Origin of the sequence: Soonwooa sp. (assembly GCF_030151385.1) — a bacterium.
Classification (GTDB): domain Bacteria; phylum Bacteroidota; class Bacteroidia; order Flavobacteriales; family Weeksellaceae; genus Soonwooa.
The window spans coordinates 1-24818 of sequence record NZ_JASLDS010000004.1 but is presented as its reverse complement, the minus strand read 5'-3'; the positions used below and the strand labels follow the sequence as shown (position 1 = coordinate 24818).

The following is a 24818-nucleotide window of genomic DNA, read 5'->3' as shown; positions in this document are numbered from 1 at the left end:
TTTAGTTGCTGAATAAATAAATAATTAATTCTAACTGTTTTTAGATTGCTCAGAAATGAAGTAAATCTAAAATCCAAACAAGACAACAACAAAATGGAAATTATCCTTAAAAAAGACGTTGAAAACTTAGGACTTGAGTTCGACACAGTAAACGTAAAACCAGGTTACGCTCGTAACTTCCTAATGCCTCAAGGTATCGCAGTATTAGCAACGCCTAAAAACAAAGCTATCCTTGCAGAAACTCTAGAAGCTAGAAAAGAAGAAGAAGCAAAATTAATCGCTGCTGCTAACGCTATCGTTGACAAATTGAAAAAAACAACGACAACTATCGCTGCAAAAGTTGGTACAGGAGACAAATTATTTGGATCTATCAACAACATTAACCTTTCTGAAGCTTTGGCTAAAGCAGGTGTTGAAGTAGATAAAAAATACATCAAAATCCCTGGTAATACTATCAAAAGAACAGGTAAGTTCGAAGCACTTATCAGACTTCACAGAAATGTTGAGTACAACTACGAATTCGATGTTGTATCTGATGCTCCTGTTGAAGCTGCTCCTAAAGCTGCTCCAGCTCCTAAAAAAGAAGAAGAAACTCCAGCTGAAGAAGCTTAATATTTTTTCTTTTATAAAGATAAAACCTCCGACTTCGGAGGTTTTTTTTGTTATTTAGATTTTAATCGCTGTTGATAATCTGTTGGCGCAATTCCTGTCACGCGTTTGAAGATATTGCTAAAAGACGACAAAGAATTGTAACCGACAAGCATCGCGATTTCGTACATATTATACTTCTCCTCTCCCATAAGTTCCAAAGATTTCGTAATGCGTAAAGCACGAAGAAATCTAACATAATTCATGCCTAGTTGTTCTTTAAACTTCCGCGACAAGGTTCGACTACTAACACCAAAATTTTTAGCGACTTCTTCCAAGCCAAGGTTCTTCTCCAAATTAGCATTTAAGAATCTGGCAATTTTCAAAAGCGTTTCATCTTTAGGAAAAGGATGCTGAACAGGAAAAGCCAGTTTTCTTTCTTTCCCTGTTGGCAAAATGTATTTCATAGCTTTTAGGAAATAAAATTTCTGTTGGTCAGCTTCAGTAATTTTGCCACTCCAATTTTTGGTAAAAAGAATCATTTCGCGCAAAAGATGACTTACGGAATAGATGTTGACTTCCGAAAAAAAATCATCCTCTTCGTTTTCTGGTTTAAAATAAAAATTAAACAAACTCACATTAGAGCTAAAAGACAAAATATAATGCGGAATCCCAGCCGGAATCCACATAAAGCAGCGTGCAGGCAAATACCAATGTTTTTCTTCTGTAAAAATATGGATGATTCCGCCTTCTGCATAGATTAATTGTGCCGAACTATGCGAATGCTTTTTCGTTTCGACCTTACCAGTCAAAAGATGGTAAACATAATAGATGGCATCGCCATCTTCCAGCTCCTCATAATGATTTCGTCCCATTTGACAAATTTACTAAAAAAATCAATTTGGCGTATTTGCGCAAATCATTTTCATTTTTCACAAAGTCGGTCATATACTTCGTGTTGTAACTTTGCATGGTTAAAACAAGAATTCCTAAAAATACATTTATAAAATTATGAAAATGATATTTCACGTCAGAAAATATCAACTTTTAAGCTTTGCCTTAATTCTATTAAGTTTAAACATAAAAGCTCAAAACTACAATCAACTTTCTTTAAAAGAAGCCTTAGAAATAGGACTTCAAAACAATAAAAGCATCCAAATCAGCCATCTAAAAAATTCGATTTCTGAAACCAAAGAAAAGGATTTAAAAATGGAAAAATTGCCAGATATTGAGTTCCATACCAACTACACACAAGTAAGCAACCTACATCAATATCAAAACGGAATCTTCGACAAATCCACGAAATATGATGCTATTAACGGCATGTATGATTTTACATTATCGGCTTCCATTCCGCTTTATCTTGGTGGTAAAATAAAAAATAACGAAAGAAAAGCTAAAATTAATACGGAAAATTCAAAGTTAAAAATTCAGATAGATGAGCGTCAACTGAAAATGCAAATCATCACCGCATTTCTCCAAATCCATCATTTGAAGGAGCAACAGTCTTTAATTCAACAAAAAATAAAAGAAGACAGTGCGAATATTAAGGAAACAAAAATCTTAAAACAAAATGGTGTTGTGACTTACAATGAAGTCCTGAGAACGTCTTTGCAACTTTCCAATCACAAAATGTCTTGGACAGAATTGGATAATGACATTCAAATTGCAGAACATCAACTCAAAACACTTTTGTCTTTGCCCGACGACCAAGAATTGCATGTCGAAACTGCAGAATTGGTTTCGGAACAGGTAAAAATTCCTAATTTGGAAGATTTGAACTCTCAAGCCATTAGAGAAAATGAAAGTATCGAAGTCTCTAAAAACAATATTCGTTTGGCAGAAATCGACAAGAAAATCATAAATGGCAATTATCTTCCGAACATCACAATGGGCGGCGAATATTGGTTAAAATATCCGAATATGATGTTTTTCCCTCCAGAACCTTATGCATACAGACTTGGTATGTTGGGCGTAACGCTCACCTATCCTATCGAAAATTTGTACAAAAACAAATACAAAATGGAGGAAGCCAAACAACACATCGATTTGGCAAATCTCGAATTGGAAGAACAAGAAGAACAACTAAAACACGAGATTTTTCAGGCTTACAAAAAATATGAAGAAACGGAACAAAAAGTAAATATCGCACAAGAAGCCATTGCCCAAGCCGAAGAAAATTACCGCATTGTAAAAACAAAATACGCCAACAAATTAAGTTTGATAACAGAATTAATCGACGCAGACAACGCTTATCTAGAAGCGGAATCAAATCTCATTTCGGTAAAAATTAACAGACAACTCAAATATTATCAACTTCAATACATCATCGGAAAGCTTTAAAATATGGCAACAAAACAACTTACAAAAAGAGAAAAAAGAATCAACAAAAGTATTTCACTTCTGGCTTGGATTCTCATTGTTGCAGGCGTTGCAGGAATGTTGAGCTTTTATCTATTCAGCCGAAAAAATGTGACGACCAATGATGCACAAATTGAACAATATATTACACCAGTTTCCAGCAAAGTATCTGGTTTTATCAAAGAAATTAAATTTAAAGAAAATCAGTTTGTAAAAAAAGGTGATACTTTGTTGGTGATTGATAACCGCGAGTTTAGAAACCAAGTCAACATTGCCGAAGCCAATCTACAAGCGACTACCGAAACTGTTAAAACCGTGCAAAGTGGCGTGAATACAAAGGAAAGCGATTCTAAAATTATTGACGCAAAAATTGCTTCTGCAAAAATTGACATCTGGAAAACCGAACAAGATTATAATCGTTACAAAAATCTTCTTGAGCAAAATGCTGCAACAGAACAACAATTCGAAAATATAAAAGCGTCTTACGAGCAGGCAAAAGCCAATCTTCTCGCTTTGCAACAGCAAAAAAATGCGATACAAGCAGGCGCTAACGAGCAACAGACAAGAGTTGCACCAGTGCAAAGCCAAATTAAGCAAGGTTCTGCAAGTCTTGATAACGCGAAGCTTTTCCTTTCTTACACGATTGTCACTGCGCCGTATGACGGTTGGGTTGGCAAAAAAACAATTCAGGAAGGTCAATTGATAAAAGAAGGTCAGGCTTTGGTACAAATCGTTTCTAAAGAAAAATGGATTATCGCCAATTTCAAAGAAACACAGCTTGGAGAAATTGACCAAAATAAGGAAGTTACAATAACGGCCGATGCTTTTCCCAATATTGAATTTAAAGGAAAAATAGAAAGTATTTCACCAGCCGCAGGCTCGCAATTTTCGCTCGTTAAACCAGACAATGCGACTGGAAATTTCGTAAAAATAGAACAGCGCTTTCCCGTGAAAATCCTTCTTGAAAATAATCAAAACAACGACAAACTCCTTTCTGGAATGAATGTTTTGGTAAGCGCAAAGAAGCTTGAATAGTGTTTGGTTGTTGGTGTTTAGTGTTTAGTGTTTAGTGTTTAGCTTGAAACATAAAACCCGAAACTTTAAGCATCGAATATCAAATTTCAAATCTCGAATTTCAAAAAATAAAATCTTGGCACACAATACAATATATCATAAATGGGTTCCGCAATGGCTGAAAATTCCGTTGTTGATTATGGCGATGTTTCCACATTTGATGTTGATGTCATTGTTTCATTCCAACAGCGCATTTACGTCGTCATTTTTGGATGTTGATTCGGATGATTTGCAATATCTTTTGATGTTGATGTATGGCACCATTGTCGTAACGCTCTTGGTTTTGCCAAGGTTTCTAGCATATTTCAGTGTTAAATATTATGTATTGTTGATGTCGTCGGCTTCCATCATTATATTATATGTTGTTGCCATGACCAACGATTATCATGTGATTTTGGTAATGCGATTTCTAGAAGGAATTTTTGGCGTTTTGGAAGGTGCTATTTTTTTGCCTTTAATCACCGCCGAATTAAAAACCAAACATGCAAAAATTGTCGCCTATCTTTTTCTCTACACGATTATGTTGACTGGCGGCACAATTACAACAAGTTTGTTAAAAACAAGTATTGAAAATTATAATTTTCAGCACATGGTTTTGATGATTGTTTACTTCCATATTTTTGTTTTGGTAGTAGCTTTTTCAATATTTAATACCAACCGATTTTTTGCAAAAATTCCATTATACCAACTGGACCACGTAAGTTGCTTTTTACTTTGGCTAAGTTTGCAATCTGGCGCTTATGCCCTTATTTACGGAAAAAGATTGATGTGGCTAGAGTCCAATCAAATTGTTCTATGCATTTTCTTATTCATGATTTCGTCGGGCTTATTTATCTTAAAACAGAAATACAGCAAAAGACCGATATTCAATCTTGAAGTCTTTTCTTACACACATATTTTGGTTGGCGTCATTTTGTTTTTCATTTTTTACATCATCCGTTCTGGCCTTAATAATGTGTACAGTATAATGGCAAATGTTTGGAAGTGGCCTTGGGAATACATCAATAATATTCAATATTTTAATGTAGCAGGAACAATTTTGGGAATCATAATTTCTGGAATTATGTTGATGCGAGCCGTTTCATCAAGAACAATATTCGCTTCAGGATTCGCAATTCTAGCTATCGATTGCGCGTGGTTCACCTATGTTTTCTTTCCGGACACCACCTTATCAACAATCGCCGTTCCGCTTTTTATACAAGGTATCGGACAAGGACTTTTATTTACGCCTTTGGTTATGTATCTTATCACAGGATTACCACCAAATCTTGTTTCTAATGGAGGCGTAATGGGAACAACTGTGAGATTTTGGACGACTGCAATTGGCTATTCGATTATGCAAAATGCTATTTTGTATTTAAGTTTAAAACACGCCGATTCATTAAGCACTAATTTTTCACCAACCAATCCTATTTTCAGTACTTTATGGAACAATAATTTCAACACCAATCTCAGCAAATTGACTTACAATGATGCTGTCAGTATAACGATTGGAGGTTTTAAATCTAAAATTTCTGCGCAAGCACTTTTGCTTTCAAACATGGAAATATTCACTGTTTTATTTTGGATTGCTTTGCTAACAACAATTGTCATTTTAATTTATAAACCGGCGAAAATTGGGATTAGAAATATTTTTTATTAAAATAAAATTTAATTTTAAAAGAAAAAAATCAAGCATCATTATTTCGAATTAAAAGCTTTCTTAGGATTAAAAAAATTAAAAACCTCTTTTTGTAAAAGACCAAAAAACTTCGGAAACATCAAAATCTTCGAAGTCCTTAAATTTATCTCGGATATAAAACTCAAACCAAATCCAGAGCGAGAAATAAACAATCCAAAAATACATCACTGTTTGTGGTTTATCCACTAACATTCCGCCTGTTCGCGCATTTTGCCAACGAAAGCCCGATTGCGTCAAGTAAGTCTCTGTCAACCCAAATTGAGGAATCCAATTTTCCAAAATCGCCATGCTGATTCCTGCAACAAGAAAGAACAAACCGCCTGCGATTGACATCGCAATACCTCGAACAAAAAATACAGGATTAGCAGAAAATCCAACACGCATTCGGTTCATGACAATCAGCAAATACAGGTAAAAGTAATAATTGTTCTGAAACGATTTTGCCAAACCATAAATCATCAATCCGTACAATAAAGCAATCAGAAAAAACTTTTTGGAACGCGCAAAAACTGATAGAAAAACGCCCGAATGCATCATCAAAAATTCGACAACAAAAAGCTGAATTCCATTGGTAATGAAGGTTGCATCACTTTGACTAGGAACCAACCAAACTTTTAGACAAAAAAATACCGATAGAAAATAATTCAGAATCTGAAAATTTTCAAATCCTAAATCGTATTTCTTAAAAAACTGACTTATTTTACTCATTAATTGCGTCCTTTGAAATCTTTCATTGTATTATAAATCCCAAACACATTGCGCATCGTCCAATCAAAAAGCCCTAAAGGCAGAATACCTTGACTTAGTCGGATAAACCAATATGGCAACGGCATCGCTAACATTTTGGTTTGCTTTTCGATAGCACGAATAATTCTTTCTGACGTTTTTTCGGGGTCGAGAATCGGCAAAAGTTTAGATTTAACACCATCAAACATTCCCGTATTAATATAGAACGGCATTATGGTGGTTATGGAAATGTTCTTTTTTAGTTGCTCCATTTCTAGTCGAAGACTATCGCTCCAACCAATTGCCGCCCATTTGGAAGCTGCGTAAACCGACATTTTCGGATTCGAAATAAGACCAGCAGATGAACAAATATTACAAATAGAACCAGAATTACGTTGCATCATTTCAGGAAGAAACTCCAAAGTCGCGTGCATAATCGCATCCGCATTTATCGCGATCGATTTGCTGATATTCTCGTGCGAATGTTCATGAAAATATTTGCCAACGACAATCCCCGCATTATTGATTAACACATCAATCGCGTCAACTTCCAGTTTGGTTTTTGCAGCAACTTCAATCAAGTTTTCGACATTCGAAACATCAACCTTGTAACCTACAACATTTCCTTTCAAAGCGCTGAATTCTTGTTTTACAACTTCAATTCCAGCTTCGTTAATGTCCCAAATCACCAAAGTTTCGGCGCCTCTTTCGAGAACTTTACGACCCATAATTTTTCCAATTCCCGAAGCGCCACCCGTTATTAAAACTTTTTTTCCATTGAAGTTCATAAAGTGAATTCTATTTTCATTAAATATAATTAAAACCAACAAAACCGAAATCTTATTTCCTTAAATTTATATTCGAAAAAAGAATAAAATGTCCATCCAAAATATCTTACAAAAGCAACGTACATTTTTTACCAGTCAAAGCACAAAAAGTTTAGACTTTAGAAAAACGCAATTAAAAAAGCTGAAACAAATAATCTCCGACAACGAAAATCTTTTCTACGAAGCTATTGACAAGGATTTTGGAAAATCACAATTCGACACTTACACCACCGAATTAGCAATTATCTATGGTGAAATCAATTATTATTTGAAAAACCTAAAATCGTTGATGAAGCCAAAATCGGCAAAAACCAACTTACCAAATCTTCCTGCTTCTTCAAAAATCTACCAAGATCCATTAGGTTGTAGTTTGGTAATTGGCGCTTGGAACTATCCTTATCAACTTTCGATTTGTCCGATGATTTCTGCCATTGCAGCAGGAAACACCTGCATTCTGAAACCAAGCGAAGTTGCTGCGCACAGCATGAAATTGATGGCAAATTTATTCAATGAAAATTTTGATCCGCAAGTTTTACATGTCGAAACAGGCGGCGTAGCCGAAACGACAGAACTTTTAAAACTAAAATTTGACAAGATATTCTTCACAGGAAGTCCACAAGTTGGTAAAATCGTTTACGAAGCTGCCGCAAAAAATCTAACGCCTGTCACTTTGGAATTGGGAGGAAAAAGTCCTGCTTTGGTTACTGAAAATGCTAATCTAGAAATCGCTGCAAAACGAATTACTTGGGGAAAATTTTTAAATGCTGGACAAACTTGTGTTGCGCCAGATTATATTTTGGTGGATAAAAAAGTCGCATCCAAATTTATTGAGGTTTTAAAAAATCAAGTTGATAAAAACAATTATCAGCCGAATAGTTCGCACTTTACAAGGATTATCAACGAAAAACATTTTACGAGATTAACGAATTTAATTGATGAAAATAAAATTGTTTTCGGTGGTAAAACAGATTTAGAAAAGCTTTACATTCAACCGACTCTTTTGTATCCTGCTAATTGGAATGACCAGATTATGCAAGAAGAAATCTTTGGTCCAATACTTCCTATTTTGGTTTATGATAATTTCGATGAAGCCTTGTCTCAAATCCAGAATCATGACAAACCTCTGTCCGCTTATCTTTTCAGTAATAATCCTAGTGAAATAGAAAAATTCTGTAACAACATTTCGTTTGGCGGTGGCTGTATCAACGACGTCGTTATGCATTTAACCAACGAAAATCTACCTTTTGGTGGCGTCGGAAATTCTGGAATTGGAAATTATCACGGAAAATATGGTTTTGAAGCTTTTACACATCAAAAATCTGTTTTAAAACGAGCAACTTGGGGCGAACCCGACCTTAAATATCCACCTTATTCCGATAAAAAATTAAGCTGGATTAAGAAACTGATGTAAAACTCTAATGGTGAATATTTCTCGGTGCAGTTTTTAAATAATCTGCGAGTACCTTTTCTTGCGAGCTTGCGCCAATTTTAATTTGCTTTTCGCGGCTTGCAAATCGGAAAAACAAACGATTCCTAAGTTTTAAAAACTTTGGAAAGGCATACGGAAAATTCACTTCTTCGATGCCGAGACGTTTGTTAGTGTCGTGATCCAACAAAAACCAGTTGAGTCCAACATGTAAATAGCGTAGATTTCTTCTTTGGAATTGATATTTAAGTCCTGGAGATTCTAGATTCTCATCCAAAAGAGACTTTGCAAGATGCTTGGAATCTTCATCCGAAGGCGGTTGCGTTGCCGTCCACATATAGAAAAATTCCGTAGCTTCTTTTTTGTCGTTTGGCAAAATTTCATTTGGGATTCCGATTAGATAACCAATATATTTCCAAAGATGAAACAAACCAGCTTCGTCTTCATCGGTAATTTGTACCTCCAACTTCTGCAGTCCATGTAAAAACACTAACGAAAATCCAATATAGGTCGCCATCATATCCCACGAATTAATTGGCAAACCCCAATGTTCAGTATCCCAATTTTCGGTTTTTTCTAAAATCATTAAACGCGAATACGAGTGAATCAATCGCGTTGTAATGCAAAATCCATAACCTTTATGATGAATTTGTAAAGCATCTTTTCGAGTGACATTAACCCAAAAATTAAGCGTATCTGCCAACCTTTTGACTGCACCTTTTTTGAGAGCGCCAGTTAAGATAAGTGGCTTGTTGAGAAAAGCATAATCATAACCGCCCATCAACACGTAATCGCGAAGAATTATCAAAGCGTTAACGCCAGCAACTTGACAAAGTTCAGCACCCTTTTCGATAAGATTCCAATCCACCCAATCAGGAACTTTCTCAGTTTGCTTGAATAATTTTTTTACACTTTCTGGAATTTCCGAATCATTAAAATCAACACCCTTTTCAATGTAGTTTTTGATTTTAGAAGTTGCTTCAGCAAAGGAAGAACCGAAATAAACATCTTTTACAACCTGATCGCCAAGTTCGTCACATTGATAAAAATAAGGAGCAAACCGATTCCAATTATCGAAAGACAACTTTGCGCCACTCAGTTCTTGGAGCAGCTTTCCATTGCCTTGACTCCAAAAATTCTTAAAATGATCTGAGTCTTTATAATTTGGTTTTGCTTGATAATCTTGCATAACTTAAAAGTACTAAATATCTCGATATCAAAATTTTAATTAAACATGATTTTAAACCACATTTAATATAATGACAATTTAAAAACATGGCTTTATCGAAGAAAGCCGTAATTCAAATTAGGCTCTTTATTAAACAAAAAAGCCAAGAAAAATCTTGGCTTAATTTATTAACTTTTTGGTTTCCAAGTTTCGAAAAACTCTTTAACTTTTTCCAAATCGTAACCTTTATCAGCTTCCAATACCGAACTGTCTTGCACTTGAATCATTTTCCCTGTTTTATCCAAAACTATAAAAACTGGATAACCGAATTTGTCGCCTGGATTTCCATATTTTGCAAAAACCTTTTCGTTCTTGTTATCTGGCGAAAAATTAAGATGGTAATACAAATAATTGTCGTCTACCAAGGATTTTAGCTCGGGTGTTTTTTCAACAAAATCATTGAATCGTAAACACCAAATACACCAATTACCTCCAGCTTGCAACATTATATTTTTGTTTTCCTTTTTTGCCTTTGCCACCAAAGCTTCGATGTCTTTTGCAGCGTTTGCTTTAGGATTATAAGGTTTCACCAATTTTGCTTTTTCATCATCAGAAGCTTTTTTCTTTGCAGCCAATTCTTCTGGTGTTGCAACCTCGGTGCTTTGAGCCTTAACCATGGAACTCATCCCCAACAAAAGTCCAACGCCCAAAAGTGTCCATTTCATCTTTCGCATATTTCAAATTTTTATGTTAAACACATAACAAAGCTAAGAAAATATCTTGTCGATTTTCCGTAACTTTGTCGTTATTCTTTTTATCAAATTTTGAACCAAATATTATTCGGCATATTATTACTGTTATCAAAGCTACCACTTAGAGTTTTGTACGCCTTTTCTGATGTGATGTCTTTTCTAAACTATCATGTCGTTGGCTATCGAAAACAAGTGGTTTATGACAACCTTAAAAATGCTTTTCCCGACAAAACTCACGAGCAATTGGTGAAGATTCAGAAACAATTCTTCATCAACTTTTGTGATTATATTGTAGAAATGCTAAAAGCTTTCACAATCACTGAAACCGAGCTTAAAGTTCGCGTACAACATCTTAACAGAGATTTGTTCACGGAAATCCAAGCAGAGGGCAAAAATATTATTTTGCTTTCTGGACATGTCTTTAACTGGGAATGGTTTAACGCTTTGGCGACGATGGTTCCACAAGAAAACTGTCATCCTGTTTATCGAAAAATGAACAGCAAATTCTGGGAAGAAAAAATTAAATTCGTTAGAAACCGATTTAACAACAAATCTTTGGAAGCTAACGAAGTGATTAAGCAAATCCTGAAAGCACCTAACGATGGTAATTCCATCTATATGTTTGTTGCTGACCAAACGCCCCATTTTTCGCATGTGACTTATGGTTTAAAGTTTTTGAATCAACGTACGCCTGCCTTTATCGGTTACGACAGGTTATCACAAAAGCTAAATTTAGCCTTTATCTATTGTGATATGAAAAAGGTAAAGCGTGGTTTTTATCAAGTTAATTATTACAGAATATATCCTGATGGTGAGAAGTTTGAGCAATATGAAGTGGTTAGAAAATTCCACAAACTCTTAGAAAACACCATCCAAAAACGTCCAGACAATTGGCTTTGGTCACACAGACGTTGGAAATATCAGGATTCTATTAAACAATACGAAGCAAACCCATGAGATTAGCAATTGCAATCCTTAACTGGAACGGGAAATCATGGCTAGAAAAATTCTTACCAACTTTAATTAAATACAGTCAACAAGCAGAAATCTATGTCATCGACAATGCATCGACAGATGATTCTGTGGCTTGGATTTCCGAAAACTATCCACAAGTTAAGCAAGTCTTAAACAAAGAAAATTTTGGATTTGCTGGAGGTTATAATGTAGGTTTAAAAGACATTTGTGCTGACATCTACTGTCTTCTGAACTCCGATGTTGAAGTGACCGAAAATTGGACAGAACCGATTTTGGATTTATTTAAAAAAGATGAATCAATTGCTGCTGTTCAACCAAAGATTTTAGATTTTAATAATAGAAATAAATTTGAGTTTGCTGGTGCTGGCGGCGGTTTAATTGACAATCTTGGTTATCCTTATTGTCGTGGTCGCGAGTTCGAAACGATTGAGGAGGACAAAGGACAATACAACGATGTGGCGGAAATATTTTGGGCTTCGGGTTGTGCGTTGTTTATTCGTGCTAAAGATTTTTGGAATGAAAAAGGCTTCGATGAACGATTTTTTGCTCATCAGGAAGAAATAGATCTTTGTTGGCGATTAAAAAATGATGGTCGCAAAATTTATTATTGTGGACAATCGACCGTCTACCATGTTGGCGGTGGAACTTTGACGAAGCAAAATCCTCAAAAGACTTACCTCAATTTCAGAAATAACCTAAGCATGATGTTGAAGAACCTTCCATCTAATAAGTTGTATTTAATCTTTTTCCGCCTTTGTTTGGATGGAATTGCGGGCATCTATATGATGTTTAAAGATGGATTTTCGCATACTTGGGCAATCGTACGTTCTCATTTTGGATTTTATGGACAATTTGGAGAAACACTAAAACGTCGTCAAAAACATCAGATTAAAGATTATTATCAAACAAAATGGCTTATTTTTAAACACTTTTTGAAGTAAGACTCTTTAGTTGATAGTTGTTGGTTGATGGTTTTTAGTTCTTAGTTTTAAACGTAAAATTTAAAAAGATAAAAAATGGATTTTGTTGCAATAGATTTTGAAACCGCTACACACGAACGGAATTCCGCTTGTGAAATGGGAATTTGTGTTGTTGAAAACGGAGAAATTGTAACAACCAAAACTTGGCTTATTAAACCGCCAAGCTTTCCTTATTTCCATCCTAGAAATATCGATGTCCACGGCATCACGCCGGACGACGTTGCTGATGCTCCCGTTTTTGAAGACATTTGGCACGAAGCTGAAGAACTGATGTACGGAAATTTGATGATTGCGCACAATGCTTCTTTTGATGCTGGTGTGTTGAGAAGTTGTCTTGATTATTATGGTTTTTTTAAACCTAAAATCAATTATCTGTGTAGTATTTCTTTAGCGAAAAAATCTTGGAAAAACTTAAAAACTTATGGTTTGCGAAGTCTGGCGGATCACCATCAAATAAGCTTTAATCATCATAGAGCTGGCGACGACGCTGAAGTTTGTGCTAAAATTTCTTTACTAGGTTTTGAACGTTTGATGCTAACTAGAAATGACGAAATCAACGATTATTTTCTAAAGAATATTAAAGAGCTTTAATTTTTTAAACTAAAATCCTCGCTTCGAAATCTTCCAGTTTTTAACTTGAAATAAAGAAGTTTATTCGAATCAAAGTTTGTTGTCGCTAAAAAATTAATTACTCAAAACTTCTGATACCAAACTAAATTTTGGAATTTCGACCTCGAATTTTTCTTTAGTATTTACATTTATAAATAAATACTGACCTTTCATATTTCCCATTCCGGACAATAAGACCACATTTGAAAAATACTTGAAAATTTGTCCAGGTCCAATGACGGGTTGTAGACCAATAACGCCTTCTCCTTCGACTTTGGATTGTCCATAACCTAAATCATAGATTTGCCATTTTCGACTGAGAAGCTGCACTGTTTCTTGGCTTTTGTTCTCGATAATAATGTAATAACGGAACGTGTGTCTGTTATCCAAAGGAAAACTATTTTTGGAATCGTAATCTGTATGAACTGTTACCTGAATCTGAGAAGTCGTTTTAGAAACCATGGCTGAAGTTTATAAATGCTATAATACAAAAATCCCGCCGAAGTGGCGGGATTTAATATATCGAAAAAATGATATTAAAGTTCTAGGGCTTTTCTTTCGTCGCCACCCATTAAGAATTCTACCGGATTGTCGATAGCTTCTTTAACCGCAACTAGGAATCCTACAGACTCTTTACCATCGATAATACGGTGATCATAAGACATTGCAAGATACATCATCGGACGGATAACCACTTGACCATCAATAGCAACTGGTCTTTGGATAATGTTATGCATACCCAAAATTGCAGATTGCGGTGGGTTGATAATCGGCGTAGACATCATTGACCCGAAAGTACCTCCATTAGTTACAGTAAATGTACCACCAGTCATTTCGTCAACTGTGATTTTACCATCTCTAACTTTAGTTGCCAAATCTTTGATGTTAGCTTCAACACTTCTAAGCGTCATATCTTCTGCATTTCTCAACACTGGTACCATAAGACCTTTTGGTCCAGACACCGCGATAGAAATGTCGCAGAAATCGTAATTGATTTTGTAATCGCCATCGATAGATGCGTTAACATCTGGATACAACTTAAGCGCTCTAGTTACAGCCTTTGTAAAGAAAGACATGAAACCAAGACCGATACCATGTTTAGCTACGAATTCTTCTTTGTATTGTTTTCTGATTCTGAAGATTTCTGACATATCAACCTCGTTGAAAGTTGTCAACATCGCTGTTTCGTTTTTAACAGAAACCAATCTTGCAGCGATTTTTCTTCTTAATACAGATAATTTAGTTGTTGTTTGTGCTCTACTTCCGTTAGTTGAAGATGCAGAACCCATTGCAGGCACAGCTTTAACAGCATCATCTTTAGTGATTCTACCATCGCGACCAGTCCCTTGTACTTGTGCAGGTTCCATTCCTTTTTCGTCAAGAATTTTCTTAGCAGCAGGAGATGGCGTATTGCTAGCATAAGTTGCAGCAACAGGCGCTTCTTTTTTAGGCTCTTCTTTTTTCTCTTCTACTTTTGGAGCTTCAGCTTTCGGAGCCTCAGCAGCAGCACCTTCTGGTTTTGCAGCACTCATATCGATAAGACAAACCACTTGTCCTACTTGTACCACATCACCTTCTTCAGCTTTCAAAGTGATGATACCACTTTCTTCAGCAGGAAGCTCAAGCGTTGCTTTGTCAGAATCTACTTCTGCGATAGGTTGATCTTTCTCAACATAATCGCCATCTTTAACTAACCAAGTTGCAATTTCAACTTCTGTGATAGATTCTCCCGGAGATGGGACTTTCATTTCTAATATTGACATAGGTAATTTTTTTTGTATTTGTCAGAGTTTAACTCTTAATGCTTTTAATTATGCTGTAACAGGTCTGCTTGTTGGCGCATCGTTACAATTGAATACTTTGTTAATAATTGCAGTTTGATTTCTTTCGAACATCTTGTGGCTACCTGGCGCAGGCGCTCCACTCGAAACTGGAGAAATAACTTGGATACCTGTATCTCTAAAGTTTCTTAAAATGAAACTCCAAGCACCCATATTTTCTGGTTCTTCTTGAGCCCAAATTAAATCTTTTCTGTTGCTGTATTTATCAAATATTGACTGAATAATCTCAAAGTTAAGAGGATACAATTGCTCCAATCTAACCAAAGCTACTGTCTCGTCATTAATTTCTTCTTTCTTCGCCAATAATTCGTAGTATAACTTACCTGTACAAAGTACCAATCTTTCAACTTTTGCTGGATCTGCTGTTGGATCATCCAAAACTGGTTGGAAGCTTCCATTAGCTAAATCTTCAAGAGGAGAAACAACTTTTGGATGTCTTAACAATGATTTTGGCGTCATTACAACCAATGGTTTTCTGAAATTAAATTTCATCTGTCTTCTCAACAAGTGGAAGTAGTTAGCAGGCGTTGTAATATCTGCAACAATAATGTTATCATTAGCACAAAGTGTTAAGAATCTCTCTAATCTCGCTGAAGAGTGCTCTGCACCTTGTCCTTCGGATCCATGAGGTAACAACATTACAAGACCGTCTTGGATTTTCCACTTCTCTTCAGAAGCTACCAAATATTGGTCAATGATGATTTGTGCACCATTCATAAAGTCACCAAACTGTGCTTCCCAAATTGTCAATGTTCTAGGAGAAGCCATCGCATAACCATAATCGAATCCTAAAACAGCATATTCTGACAATAATGAATTGTAAATATCAAATTGAGAATCAGAAACATGTTTTAATGGCGTGTATTCTTCTTCTGTATCTTCAGTTTTAACTACTGCATGACGGTGAGAGAATGTTCCTCTTTCCACATCTTCACCAGAAATTCTGATTCCATAATGTTCTGTCAAAAGTGTTGCATAAGCTAACAACTCTCCCATTGCCCAATCCAAAGAATCGTTTTCAACCATTTTGATACGGTTTTCGAACAATCTTGTGATTTTATTTAAGAACTTTTTATCAGCAGGAAGCGTTGAAATTTTAATTGCTAATTCTTTAAGTTTTGCTAAATCATATTTAGTATCATAATCTTTAAGAACAGAGCCTTTTGGCGCCATTGGGAAATCTACCCAATCTTCTGCCATGAAAGGCGTCATCGCATTACGTTCGATTTCTTTAGAAGCATCAAAGTTCTCATCCAACAACTTTTTGAAATCTTGTTCCATAGTTTTAAGAACTTCATCAGAAACAATACCTTCTTGGATTAATTTCTGCTTGTAGATTTCTCTTGGGTTTGGATGTTTAGAAATTAGTTTATAAAGATTTGGTTGCGTAAATCTTGGCTCATCACCTTCATTATGCCCATATTTTCTATATCCTAAAAGGTCAATGTAAACATCTTTTCCGAATTTGTTACGGAAGTCCGCAGCAAAACGAATAGCGTGTACAACCGCTTCTACATCATCATCATTAACGTGTAATACTGGCGATTCTGTAACTTTTGCAATATCTGTAGAATATACCGAAGATCTTGCATCGTGGTAGTTAGTTGTAAACGACACTTGGTTGTTAACAACGATATGTACCGTACCACCTGTTTTGTAACCATCCAAAGTCATCATTTGTGCAACTTCGTACACAATACCTTGACCTGCGATAGCACCATCACCGTGAATAACGATTGGTAAAACTTTTTTGTAATCTTTGTATTTGTGGTCAACTTTTGCACGACAAATACCCTCAACTAAAGCAGCAACAGTTTCTAAGTGCGATGGATTTGGTGTTAAATTAATAATCACCTCTTCTCCATTGGCTGTAGTAATAGTTTTAGAAGAACCTAAATGGTATTTAACATCACCAGAAAATACATCCTCCTCGAATTCTTTACCTTCAAATTCTGAGAAAATTTGCTTGTAAGATTTTTGGAAAACATTTGTTAAAACGTTAAGACGTCCTCTGTGCGCCATACCAAGAACAACCTCGTCTACACCAAGTTGTGAAGATCTTGTAATCAATTGGTCTAGTGCCGGAATCAAAGATTCGCCACCTTCTAGAGAGAAACGTTTTTGACCAACAAATTTTGTATGTAAATAGTTTTCAAAAGCAACCGCTTGGTTAAGTTTGAAAAGGATTTCAGTTTTTTCTTCAGCAGAAAGTTGTGGATGGTTTTCGTTAACACTAACCCAATCTCTGATGAATTGCTTTTCATCAACATTGCTGATGTGCATATATTCTACCCCAATAGAATCACAGTAGATTTTCTCAAGATGCTTGATAATGTCTGCCAATGTTGCAGGTCCAGACATACCAGTTGTTGTTGCACAATTGAATTTCTTGGACAAGTCAGCTTGCGTCAAATCAAAATTCTCCAAATCCAAAGTCGGCACAAAGTGTCTTCTTTCTCTTACTGGATTGGTTTTGGTGAATAAGTGACCGCGTGTTCTGTAAGCTTCAATCAAGTTAAGAACCTTGAATTCTTTACTGATATCTTCCGAAGCTTGACCTGCATTCACAGTTTGCTGTGCGTATTGCACTACTGGAGAGGCATCTGTAACGATGTCATCATCACCATAATATTCTCTTGCAAAATCAAAACCTTGAAAAAAAGCCTTCCAAGAAGGTTCTAAAGAATCTGGGTATTTCAAGTATTGCTCATACATGTCGTCAATCAACTGAGCATGTGCGGCATTTAGAAACGAAAATTTATCCATTATTACAGATTATCTGTTTATAAAAATTATCAAATATTGCCAACAAATTTACTAAAATTTTATCTATTAACTGGCAACCGAATTCGCTTTTTAACAATATGTTAAATATCAGTTTTACGCAAACTTATTTAACGATATACTGGGAGTTGCAATTTTAGTTTTACAGCAGAATTTTCTTCTGGTTCTTCCAAAAATTCTTCCTCCAAATCATTGTATCGCATTGTATCTTTTTTGGCTTTTTGCATCAATAACTGAATGCTTTTTATTCTACCAGCATAACTTCCTTGGTAATAAATCACATAAGACTTTCCACCATTAACTGTTCGGAAACTATAGTTATTATCCGTTACACCAATTCTTTTTGGCAAAGCCACACCATAAAAATAAGACACCTCCTTATCTTTAAAATTGTTAGGATTGGTAATTAATTTTGGAGTTCCAAACTCATCATCTTTTTTACCCAAATCCTGTTTAACATAATTAACAACCTTGTTGTAGTTGATAATGATATTTTTGATCAATGCATCTTTTTTATTCGACGTACTAACATTAACGCCTAACAACAAAGCACTTTCTTGATTTTCCACCATAATACTATCGTACTTAATAGAAGCAATTAGATTTTCTTTATCAACTTTATTGCCCAAAATAGCAGTCAAGTTTTTAATGCTTTTCTCGATATTATCAACAAAAACACCTTCGGACAACATATTAAGAGATCGTTTTAGCAAAGGTTGTTTTGGCGTTTGCACCTTCCAATCAATGTCCGTTGCTTCACCTTTTCCTGTAAATTTAACATCTATTAAATATGGATAAGCTTCATCTTCCAAAAACAATTGATAGCGTAAAGTTTGCATCGGATTCTCGTATCTAATGAACATTTCGCCAACTTCGTCTTCTCGTTTTTTATTAAAAAATTTCATCGATGATCCCAATCCCGAATAAGGTGTAAAAAAACTAAAACCTAAATTTTTGTCCTTCGTGAAAAAATCGTTCCAATGTGCAAAATTTTGCAAATTATTAAACTGAGGAAAGACTTTATCTATTGGATAACTGACTCTGGAATGTATAACATACTCTTTTCGCTCCTCAACAAAGGTCATCGAAATAGCATAAATCCCGAAAAGTACTACTAATATTAAAAGTCCAAATTTTATCCAGCGCATATTTTAGTTTGATTCAAATGCAAATATAGGAATTGTATGTGGTCTAAATTTTTATGTTTTCAAGTTTATTTGGTCGAAGGCATTTTTGCGAAGAAATGGACTTAAAAGCTTAATTCAACAAATCGAACAAGATGTACAAATAGAAGTTAAACTAGAGAAACATAAATCGTTCTTTCATTTTTTTATGATGTAAAATTTTAAAACAAAAATCCGTCTTCGAAAAGACGGATTTTGATATCATTTAAAAACTTATTTTACTTAAAATACTCAACCCCATTTTTGAAAATGTTGTGATAATTCGCTGTTGGAATATTTTTCATTAAACCTTCTGCAAAACGCTCTGGATGTCCCATTCTTCCAAAGATTTTCCCATCCAGACTCGTAATACCTTCGATTCCGAATAAAGAATTATTTGGATTGAACGGCATTCCGTGAGCGATGTTTCCATCAAAATCGATGTATTGCGTTGCAATTTGTCCGTTTTTATAAAGTTCTGTCAACACCTCTTCCGAAGCCATAAAACGACCTTCACCGTGAGAAATCGGAATAGTGTATTCCAGACCTTTCATACCCTTTAACCAAGGAGAATCTTCGTTTACAACTTTTACGTTGACCATTTGAGAAATGTGCCTTCCGATTGCGTTGTGCGCCAAAGTTGGAGAGTTAGCATCCAAATCACGGATTTCACCGTAAGGAAGCAAACCAGATTTAACCAAAGCTTGGAAACCATTACAAATTCCTAAAACCATCCCATCACGTTGCAATAAAGCGTGAACAGCATCTTTCATCTTTTGGTTTTTCAAAACATTCACAATGAATTTTGCTGAACCATCTGGCTCGTCACCTGCGGAGAAACCTCCTGAGAAAACTAAAATTTGAGATTGCTCGATTTCTTTTACCCACGCATCAATACTTTCATTTAATTTATTAAAATCAAGATTGATTAACGGTAAACTCGAAACTTCTGCGCCTTCTTTTCTGAAAGCATTTTGTGTTTCATATTCGCAGTTCGTTCCTGGGAAAACCGGTGTGAAAACTTTAGGTTTTGCTAAACCATGTTTTTTAATATGAATCGTTCTTGGATTTATAGAATTTAAGCTTTCATCGATATTAACAACGATTTTCTCTTTCTCAGACGTTGGGAAAAGATTCTCGAAAGTACCAACAAAATTAGATTTTAAATTCGATACTTCGACTTCGCTCAGTGTGACGTTCTCTTTATTTTTGAAAGTTAAAACCGCACTTTCAACAACATTTCCGATTTTTTGTAACGCTGGATGCGATAATTCTTCAACAGATTCAATAATTAATCCACCAATATTTTTTTCTAATAGTTGAGTTTCATCTAAAGAAACTGTCGCTCCAAGATTATTTCCAAACGCCATTTTCGCCAATGCCACTGCTACTCCACCTTCTTTAATAGTTTTTGCAGAAACGATTGTTGACTTTAAAATTCCCGCATGAATAAACTCGTAAACGTCTTTTAAAACCTCATAATTTGGAAGTCCATTTTCGTCCGTTTGATGGTAAAAATGGTACAAATGATTTCCAGCTAATTTGAATTCTGGTGAAATAATATGACGTTTCACCCCGTTTGCGCAAGCAAAAGAAATCAAAGTTGGTGGCACATTAATATTTTGGAACGTCCCACTCATCGAGTCTTTTCCGCCAATTGCAGCCAATCCAAGATTCATTTGAGCATTGTAAGCTCCCAACAACGACGCCATTGGTTTGCCCCATTTATCAGGTTGATTTCCTAATTTCTCAAAATATTCTTGAAAACTCAAACGTATTTTTTTGTAATCGCCACCCATTGCAACGATTTTAGAAACGCTTTCTACAACAGCATTTGCAGCACCAACCATCGAGTTTTGACTCGAAATATCGGCATCAAATCCCCAACTTGCCAAAGAAACAGTTTCGATGTTTTCAGCATTCAAAATTGGAAGCGTCTGCACCGAGCCTTCCATTTCCGTCAGCTGATATTTTCCTCCCAAAGGCAACGCAACAGTAGTTCCACCTACGGTAGAGTCGAACATTTCTAACAAGCCTTTTTGCGAAGCGTTGTTTTTATCTTTTAAAATGTTTACAAAATTTTCTTCTGTAAACTCTATTTTTTCTGTTTTTACAGGTTCCAAATGAGAAATCTCAACCGTTTGTGTTTTAGCACAACCATTAGTGTCTAAGAAATCGCGGCTTAAATCAACAATTTTATTGCCTTTCCAAAACATTTGCATTCTTCCAGAATCGGTCACTTTTGCAACGACAACGGCTTTGATGTTTTCTTTTTCGCAAAAGTCAATAAATTTAGCTTCATCTTTAGCTTCGATAACCACCGCCATTCTTTCTTGAGATTCAGAAATCGCCAATTCAGTACCGTTCAATCCTTCATATTTTAAAGGTAAAACATCCAAATTAATTTCCAAAGAATCTGCAATTTCGCCAATCGCAACTGAAACGCCACCCGCACCAAAATCGTTTGATTTCTTAATTAAAGTCGTTACTTCAGGATTTCTAAACAAACGCTGAATTTTACGTTCTTCAACAGCATTTCCCTTCTGAACTTCCGTAGAAAGCGTATGAATAGAGGTTTCGTCTTGCTCTTTTGAACTTCCCGTTGCTCCACCAACACCATCACGACCTGTTGCACCTCCTAAAAGCACCACAATATCACCATTTTCAGGTTTCTCACGACGAACCCACGTTTTTGGAACTGCGCCAACCACGAAACCAACTTCCATTCTTTTGGCTTTGTAACCTTCATGGTAAATTTCGTTCACTAAAGTTGTCGCCAAACCGATTTGGTTTCCATACGATGAATAGCCGTTTGCCGCTTGTTTGGTAATCGTTCTTTGAGGAAGTTTTCCCGCAATTGTATCTGAAATTGGCTCTAAAACATTTCCAGCACCCGTCAAACGCATCGCTTGATAAACAAACGCACGTCCCGACAAAGGGTCACGAATTGCGCCACCTAAACACGTTGAAGCTCCACCAAAAGGTTCAATTTCCGTTGGGTGATTATGCGTTTCGTTCTTGAATAACAAGTACCAAGGTTCATTTTTACCATCATATTCAGCTTCGATTTCAATCGTGCATGCGTTGATTTCGTCTGAAACCACAAGGTTTTCTAAGTTCCCCGTTTTGCGGAAATATTTGGCAGCGATAGTTCCCAAATCCATTAAAGAAATTGGTTTTTCCTCACGTCCTAAGAATTTTCTTTTTTCTAAATAATCGTTGAAAATAGTTTCTAAAGTCGATTTAAATTGACCTTTGAATTCAATTTCCGTTAATTCTGTTTCGAACGTTGTATGACGGCAATGGTCGCTCCAATAGGTATCCAAAACTTTAAGTTCAGTTTCTGTAGGATTTCTATTTTCCGATTTAAAATGAGCTTGAATAAACTCTAAATCGTCCAATCCAAATGCAAAACCTATCTTATCATAGAAGTTTTTCAATTCATCTGAACTCCAATCTTTAAAACCATCATAAACGATAACAGGTTGTGGCTCGTTTTCAGCTGGAATTTCTAATTTAGATAAATCTTTTTCTTTAGATTCTACCTTGTTAATCAACAAATCCTTGATTTTCAACAAATCTGAATCGTTAACTCCAGAAAGTTCAATTAATTTTCCACTTCTAACGGTTGCGTTGCCATTTTGCGTCAACAAAGCGATACATTGCTCCGCAGAATCGGCTCTTTGGTCGTATTGACCTGGAAGAAATTCGGTTGCGAAATAGGTGTTCTTCGCAGGATTTTCTTCGTGCAGAATATCCGTCACTGGATCCACAAAAGTAGAATTCACCACCTTTTGAAAATCGGCATCTTCAATTCCGAAAATATCGTAAACATTATAAACTTTTACATCTTTGATATTGGGAGCAACATTTAAGATTTCCGAAAAAATCTTTGGACTTTCCACATCAAATAAGCCTTTCTTTTCTACAAAAATTCTTTTATTCATTTTTACTTTTTACTAATCCACGGGAAAAACCCTCGGTTTCTATTTCCATGGGTTGCACCCATGTCTATTTATATTTCGCCCTTTCAGGGCGATTTGCTTTTTCTTTATTTCCACGGATTTCATCCGTGGTTATTGATATTCCACCCCTTCGGGGCTTTCCGGAATATCTTCTTTTCACAATTCATGGGTTGCACCCATGACTATTAATATTTCGCCCTTTCTGGGCTTTCCACATCGAATGATGACAAATCCTTTTACAGTAAATCTTTCGCAGCCCGACCTGAGTGGAGCTCTTTATTATTTTTTGCAAAAAAATAATAAAAGCGGGAACCCTTCGACAAGCTCAGGATAAACTTAGGGCGGAAAAAGCTGCCATTATAAAATTTGAGATTCTAAATTCGGGATTTGAGATTCTTCAAACAACGAAAATTAATTTCAAACTTCCAATTATCGATTCAAATAAAAACAAAATGCAGCCGACAAGACTGCATCAAATTTATACTTTTAAATCTGCTTCTAGACCAATAAGTTGCGAGTATTTATCTGTGATGGGCTTCGCCTCGTTTTGGATAAACTCTTCCGTTTGTATCGGCGCAAATCCGATGAAGTTTTTTGGGTCCATTACTTCAGCAATCTTCGATTTGTCCATTTTCAGGGAAGTATCGTTCATTAACCTTTCGATTAAGTCATTTTCCTTGCCTTCCATTTTCACTTTCTTAGATGCTTCCATCGAGTGAACACGGATTATTTCGTGGATTTCTTGACGGTCACCACCAGCTTTCACTTCTTCCATAATCACATATTCGGTCGCCATAAATGGTAATTCTTCCATAATATGCTTGTGGATCCGGTTTTCATAAACTACCAATCCGTCCATAATGTTATTCCAAATCAACAAAATAGCATCGATTGCCAAAAATGCTTGAGGAATTGTTAAACGCTTGTTGGCAGAATCGTCCAAAGTACGCTCAAACCACTGCGTAGAAGCCACCATCGCCGAACTTGATGATAACGACATTACATATTTTGCCAAAGCTCCAATTCTTTCGGAACGCATTGGATTACGCTTGTACGCCATCGCGGATGAACCGATTTGGTTTTTCTCGAATGGCTCTTCAATTTCTTTTAAGTTTTGAAGTAAACGTAAATCGTTCGTGAATTTATGAGCTGATTGAGCAATGTTTGATAACAACGCCACTACTTTTGCATCAATTTTTCTATCGTAAGTTTGTCCAGAAACGCCGAAAACTTTTTCGAAACCGAATCTTCTTGACAATTCTTTATCTAAATGTTTTACTTTGGAATAATCGCCATTGAAAAGTTCCAAGAAACTTGCTGCTGTACCCGTAGTTCCTTTCACACCACGGAATCTCAAGGTTTCTAAGAAGAATTCTAATTCTTCAAAATCCAAAATCAAAGATTGAAGCCACAACGTTGCTCTTTTCCCAACCGTTGTTAATTGTGCTGGTTGAAAATGTGTGAAGCCCAAAGTTGGCATATCTTTATATTTAATCGCAAAATCCGATAGTTTTTTGATAACGTTTACCAATTGTTTTCTCACAATTTTTAAACCGTCACGGATTTGAATTAAGTCTGTATTATCTCCCACAAACGCCGAAGTCGCTCCCAAATGGATGATTCCTTTCGCCAAAGGTGCAACGTCGCCATACGTGTGAACATGCGCCATTACATCATGACGAAATTTTTTCTCGTAAGCCGCAGCAGCATCAAAATCGATGTTTTCTGCTTGTTCTTTCAATTGGTTAATTTGCTCGTCTGTGATGTCTAAGCCTAAATCTTTTTCGATTTCTGCCAATGCAATCCACAATTGTCTCCAAGTTCTGAATTTATTATTCGGGGAAAAATTGTAAAGCATTTCCTCACTTGAGTAGCGTTCTTCAAGAGGATTTTTGTAG

19 protein-coding genes are annotated in these 24818 nt (G+C 35.8%); 8 read left to right on the top strand and 11 right to left on the bottom strand.

The features are described 5' to 3' along the window. Window positions 1–93: 93 nt before the first annotated feature. Window positions 94–612, top strand: coding sequence for a 50S ribosomal protein L9 (rplI, locus tag Q1V95_RS00420; protein ID WP_079665856.1), 519 nt, complete (start codon window positions 94–96; stop codon window positions 610–612). 50 nt (window positions 613–662) lie between these two features. Here the strand turns inward: rplI and Q1V95_RS00415 are convergent, their stop codons facing one another. Beyond that, window positions 663–1463: an AraC family transcriptional regulator gene (locus tag Q1V95_RS00415; protein ID WP_300668960.1), complete on the bottom strand. Its 801-nt coding sequence runs from the start codon at window positions 1461–1463 to the stop codon at window positions 663–665. Window positions 1464–1605: 142 nt separating this feature from the next. Between Q1V95_RS00415 and Q1V95_RS00410 the strand changes: the two genes are divergently transcribed. From Q1V95_RS00410 to Q1V95_RS00400, 3 genes are all read left to right on the top strand, one after another. Next, window positions 1606–2931 (top strand): TolC family protein, encoded by a 1326-nt coding sequence (locus tag Q1V95_RS00410; protein WP_300668958.1) that lies wholly within the window; start codon window positions 1606–1608, stop codon window positions 2929–2931. Between the two features lie 3 nt (window positions 2932–2934). Continuing rightward, entirely contained in the window at window positions 2935–3984 is a 1050-nt protein-coding gene (locus Q1V95_RS00405; RefSeq protein ID WP_300668955.1) for an HlyD family secretion protein, read from the top strand. 115 nt (window positions 3985–4099) lie between these two features. Continuing rightward, window positions 4100–5665 (top strand): hypothetical protein, encoded by a 1566-nt coding sequence (locus Q1V95_RS00400; protein WP_300668953.1) that lies wholly within the window; start codon window positions 4100–4102, stop codon window positions 5663–5665. A gap of 75 nt (window positions 5666–5740) precedes the next feature. On the opposite strand, the gene Q1V95_RS00395 is transcribed toward Q1V95_RS00400, so the two are convergent. Next, complete coding sequence (locus tag Q1V95_RS00395; protein WP_300668950.1) at window positions 5741–6412, bottom strand: hypothetical protein; 672 nt, start codon at window positions 6410–6412, stop codon at window positions 5741–5743. Then, window positions 6412–7218 carry an SDR family oxidoreductase gene (locus tag Q1V95_RS00390; protein ID WP_300668948.1) on the bottom strand — a complete coding sequence of 269 codons (807 nt, stop codon included), beginning with the start codon at window positions 7216–7218 and terminating at the stop codon, window positions 6412–6414. Before Q1V95_RS00390 ends, Q1V95_RS00395 begins: the two co-directional genes overlap by 1 nt. Before the next feature lie 70 nt (window positions 7219–7288). On the opposite strand from Q1V95_RS00390, the gene Q1V95_RS00385 reads away from it, so the two are divergent. Beyond that, entirely contained in the window at window positions 7289–8668 is a 1380-nt protein-coding gene (locus Q1V95_RS00385) for an aldehyde dehydrogenase (RefSeq protein ID WP_300669023.1), read from the top strand. 4 nt (window positions 8669–8672) lie between these two features. Here the strand turns inward: Q1V95_RS00385 and Q1V95_RS00380 are convergent, their stop codons facing one another. Together Q1V95_RS00380 and Q1V95_RS00375 are read right to left on the bottom strand one after the other, a co-directional pair. Then, window positions 8673–9872: an oxygenase MpaB family protein gene (locus Q1V95_RS00380; protein WP_300668945.1), complete on the bottom strand. Its 1200-nt coding sequence runs from the start codon at window positions 9870–9872 to the stop codon at window positions 8673–8675. Window positions 9873–10039: 167 nt separating this feature from the next. After that, a complete protein-coding gene (locus Q1V95_RS00375; RefSeq protein ID WP_300668943.1) occupies window positions 10040–10576 on the bottom strand; it encodes a thioredoxin family protein in 537 nt (178 codons plus the stop codon). A 96-nt stretch (window positions 10577–10672) separates the two neighbouring features. On the opposite strand from Q1V95_RS00375, the gene Q1V95_RS00370 reads away from it, so the two are divergent. From Q1V95_RS00370 to Q1V95_RS00360, 3 genes are all read left to right on the top strand, one after another. Continuing rightward, window positions 10673–11560 carry a lysophospholipid acyltransferase family protein gene (locus tag Q1V95_RS00370; protein ID WP_300669021.1) on the top strand — a complete coding sequence of 296 codons (888 nt, stop codon included), beginning with the start codon at window positions 10673–10675 and terminating at the stop codon, window positions 11558–11560. Further along, window positions 11557–12519 (top strand): glycosyltransferase family 2 protein, encoded by a 963-nt coding sequence (locus Q1V95_RS00365; RefSeq protein ID WP_300668941.1) that lies wholly within the window; start codon window positions 11557–11559, stop codon window positions 12517–12519. Before Q1V95_RS00370 ends, Q1V95_RS00365 begins: the two co-directional genes overlap by 4 nt. Before the next feature lie 75 nt (window positions 12520–12594). Next, window positions 12595–13149, top strand: coding sequence for a 3'-5' exonuclease (locus tag Q1V95_RS00360; protein WP_300668939.1), 555 nt, complete (start codon window positions 12595–12597; stop codon window positions 13147–13149). A 93-nt stretch (window positions 13150–13242) separates the two neighbouring features. Here Q1V95_RS00360 and apaG read toward each other — a convergent pair whose 3' ends face one another. The 6 genes from apaG to purB form a co-directional block, all read right to left on the bottom strand. After that, window positions 13243–13629 (bottom strand): Co2+/Mg2+ efflux protein ApaG, encoded by a 387-nt coding sequence (gene apaG, locus Q1V95_RS00355; protein WP_300668936.1) that lies wholly within the window; start codon window positions 13627–13629, stop codon window positions 13243–13245. 74 nt (window positions 13630–13703) lie between these two features. Beyond that, window positions 13704–14930 carry a 2-oxoglutarate dehydrogenase complex dihydrolipoyllysine-residue succinyltransferase gene (odhB, locus tag Q1V95_RS00350; RefSeq protein WP_300668934.1) on the bottom strand — a complete coding sequence of 409 codons (1227 nt, stop codon included), beginning with the start codon at window positions 14928–14930 and terminating at the stop codon, window positions 13704–13706. A 48-nt stretch (window positions 14931–14978) separates the two neighbouring features. Beyond that, window positions 14979–17774: a 2-oxoglutarate dehydrogenase E1 component gene (locus tag Q1V95_RS00345; protein ID WP_300668932.1), complete on the bottom strand. Its 2796-nt coding sequence runs from the start codon at window positions 17772–17774 to the stop codon at window positions 14979–14981. Window positions 17775–17902: 128 nt separating this feature from the next. Then, window positions 17903–18940 carry a polyketide cyclase gene (locus Q1V95_RS00340; protein ID WP_300668930.1) on the bottom strand — a complete coding sequence of 346 codons (1038 nt, stop codon included), beginning with the start codon at window positions 18938–18940 and terminating at the stop codon, window positions 17903–17905. A gap of 254 nt (window positions 18941–19194) precedes the next feature. Next, window positions 19195–22902 (bottom strand): phosphoribosylformylglycinamidine synthase, encoded by a 3708-nt coding sequence (locus Q1V95_RS00335; protein WP_300668927.1) that lies wholly within the window; start codon window positions 22900–22902, stop codon window positions 19195–19197. 496 nt (window positions 22903–23398) lie between these two features. Then, a partial coding sequence (gene purB / locus Q1V95_RS00330; protein WP_300668925.1) for an adenylosuccinate lyase occupies window positions 23399–24818 on the bottom strand: 1420 nt, incomplete at its 5' end.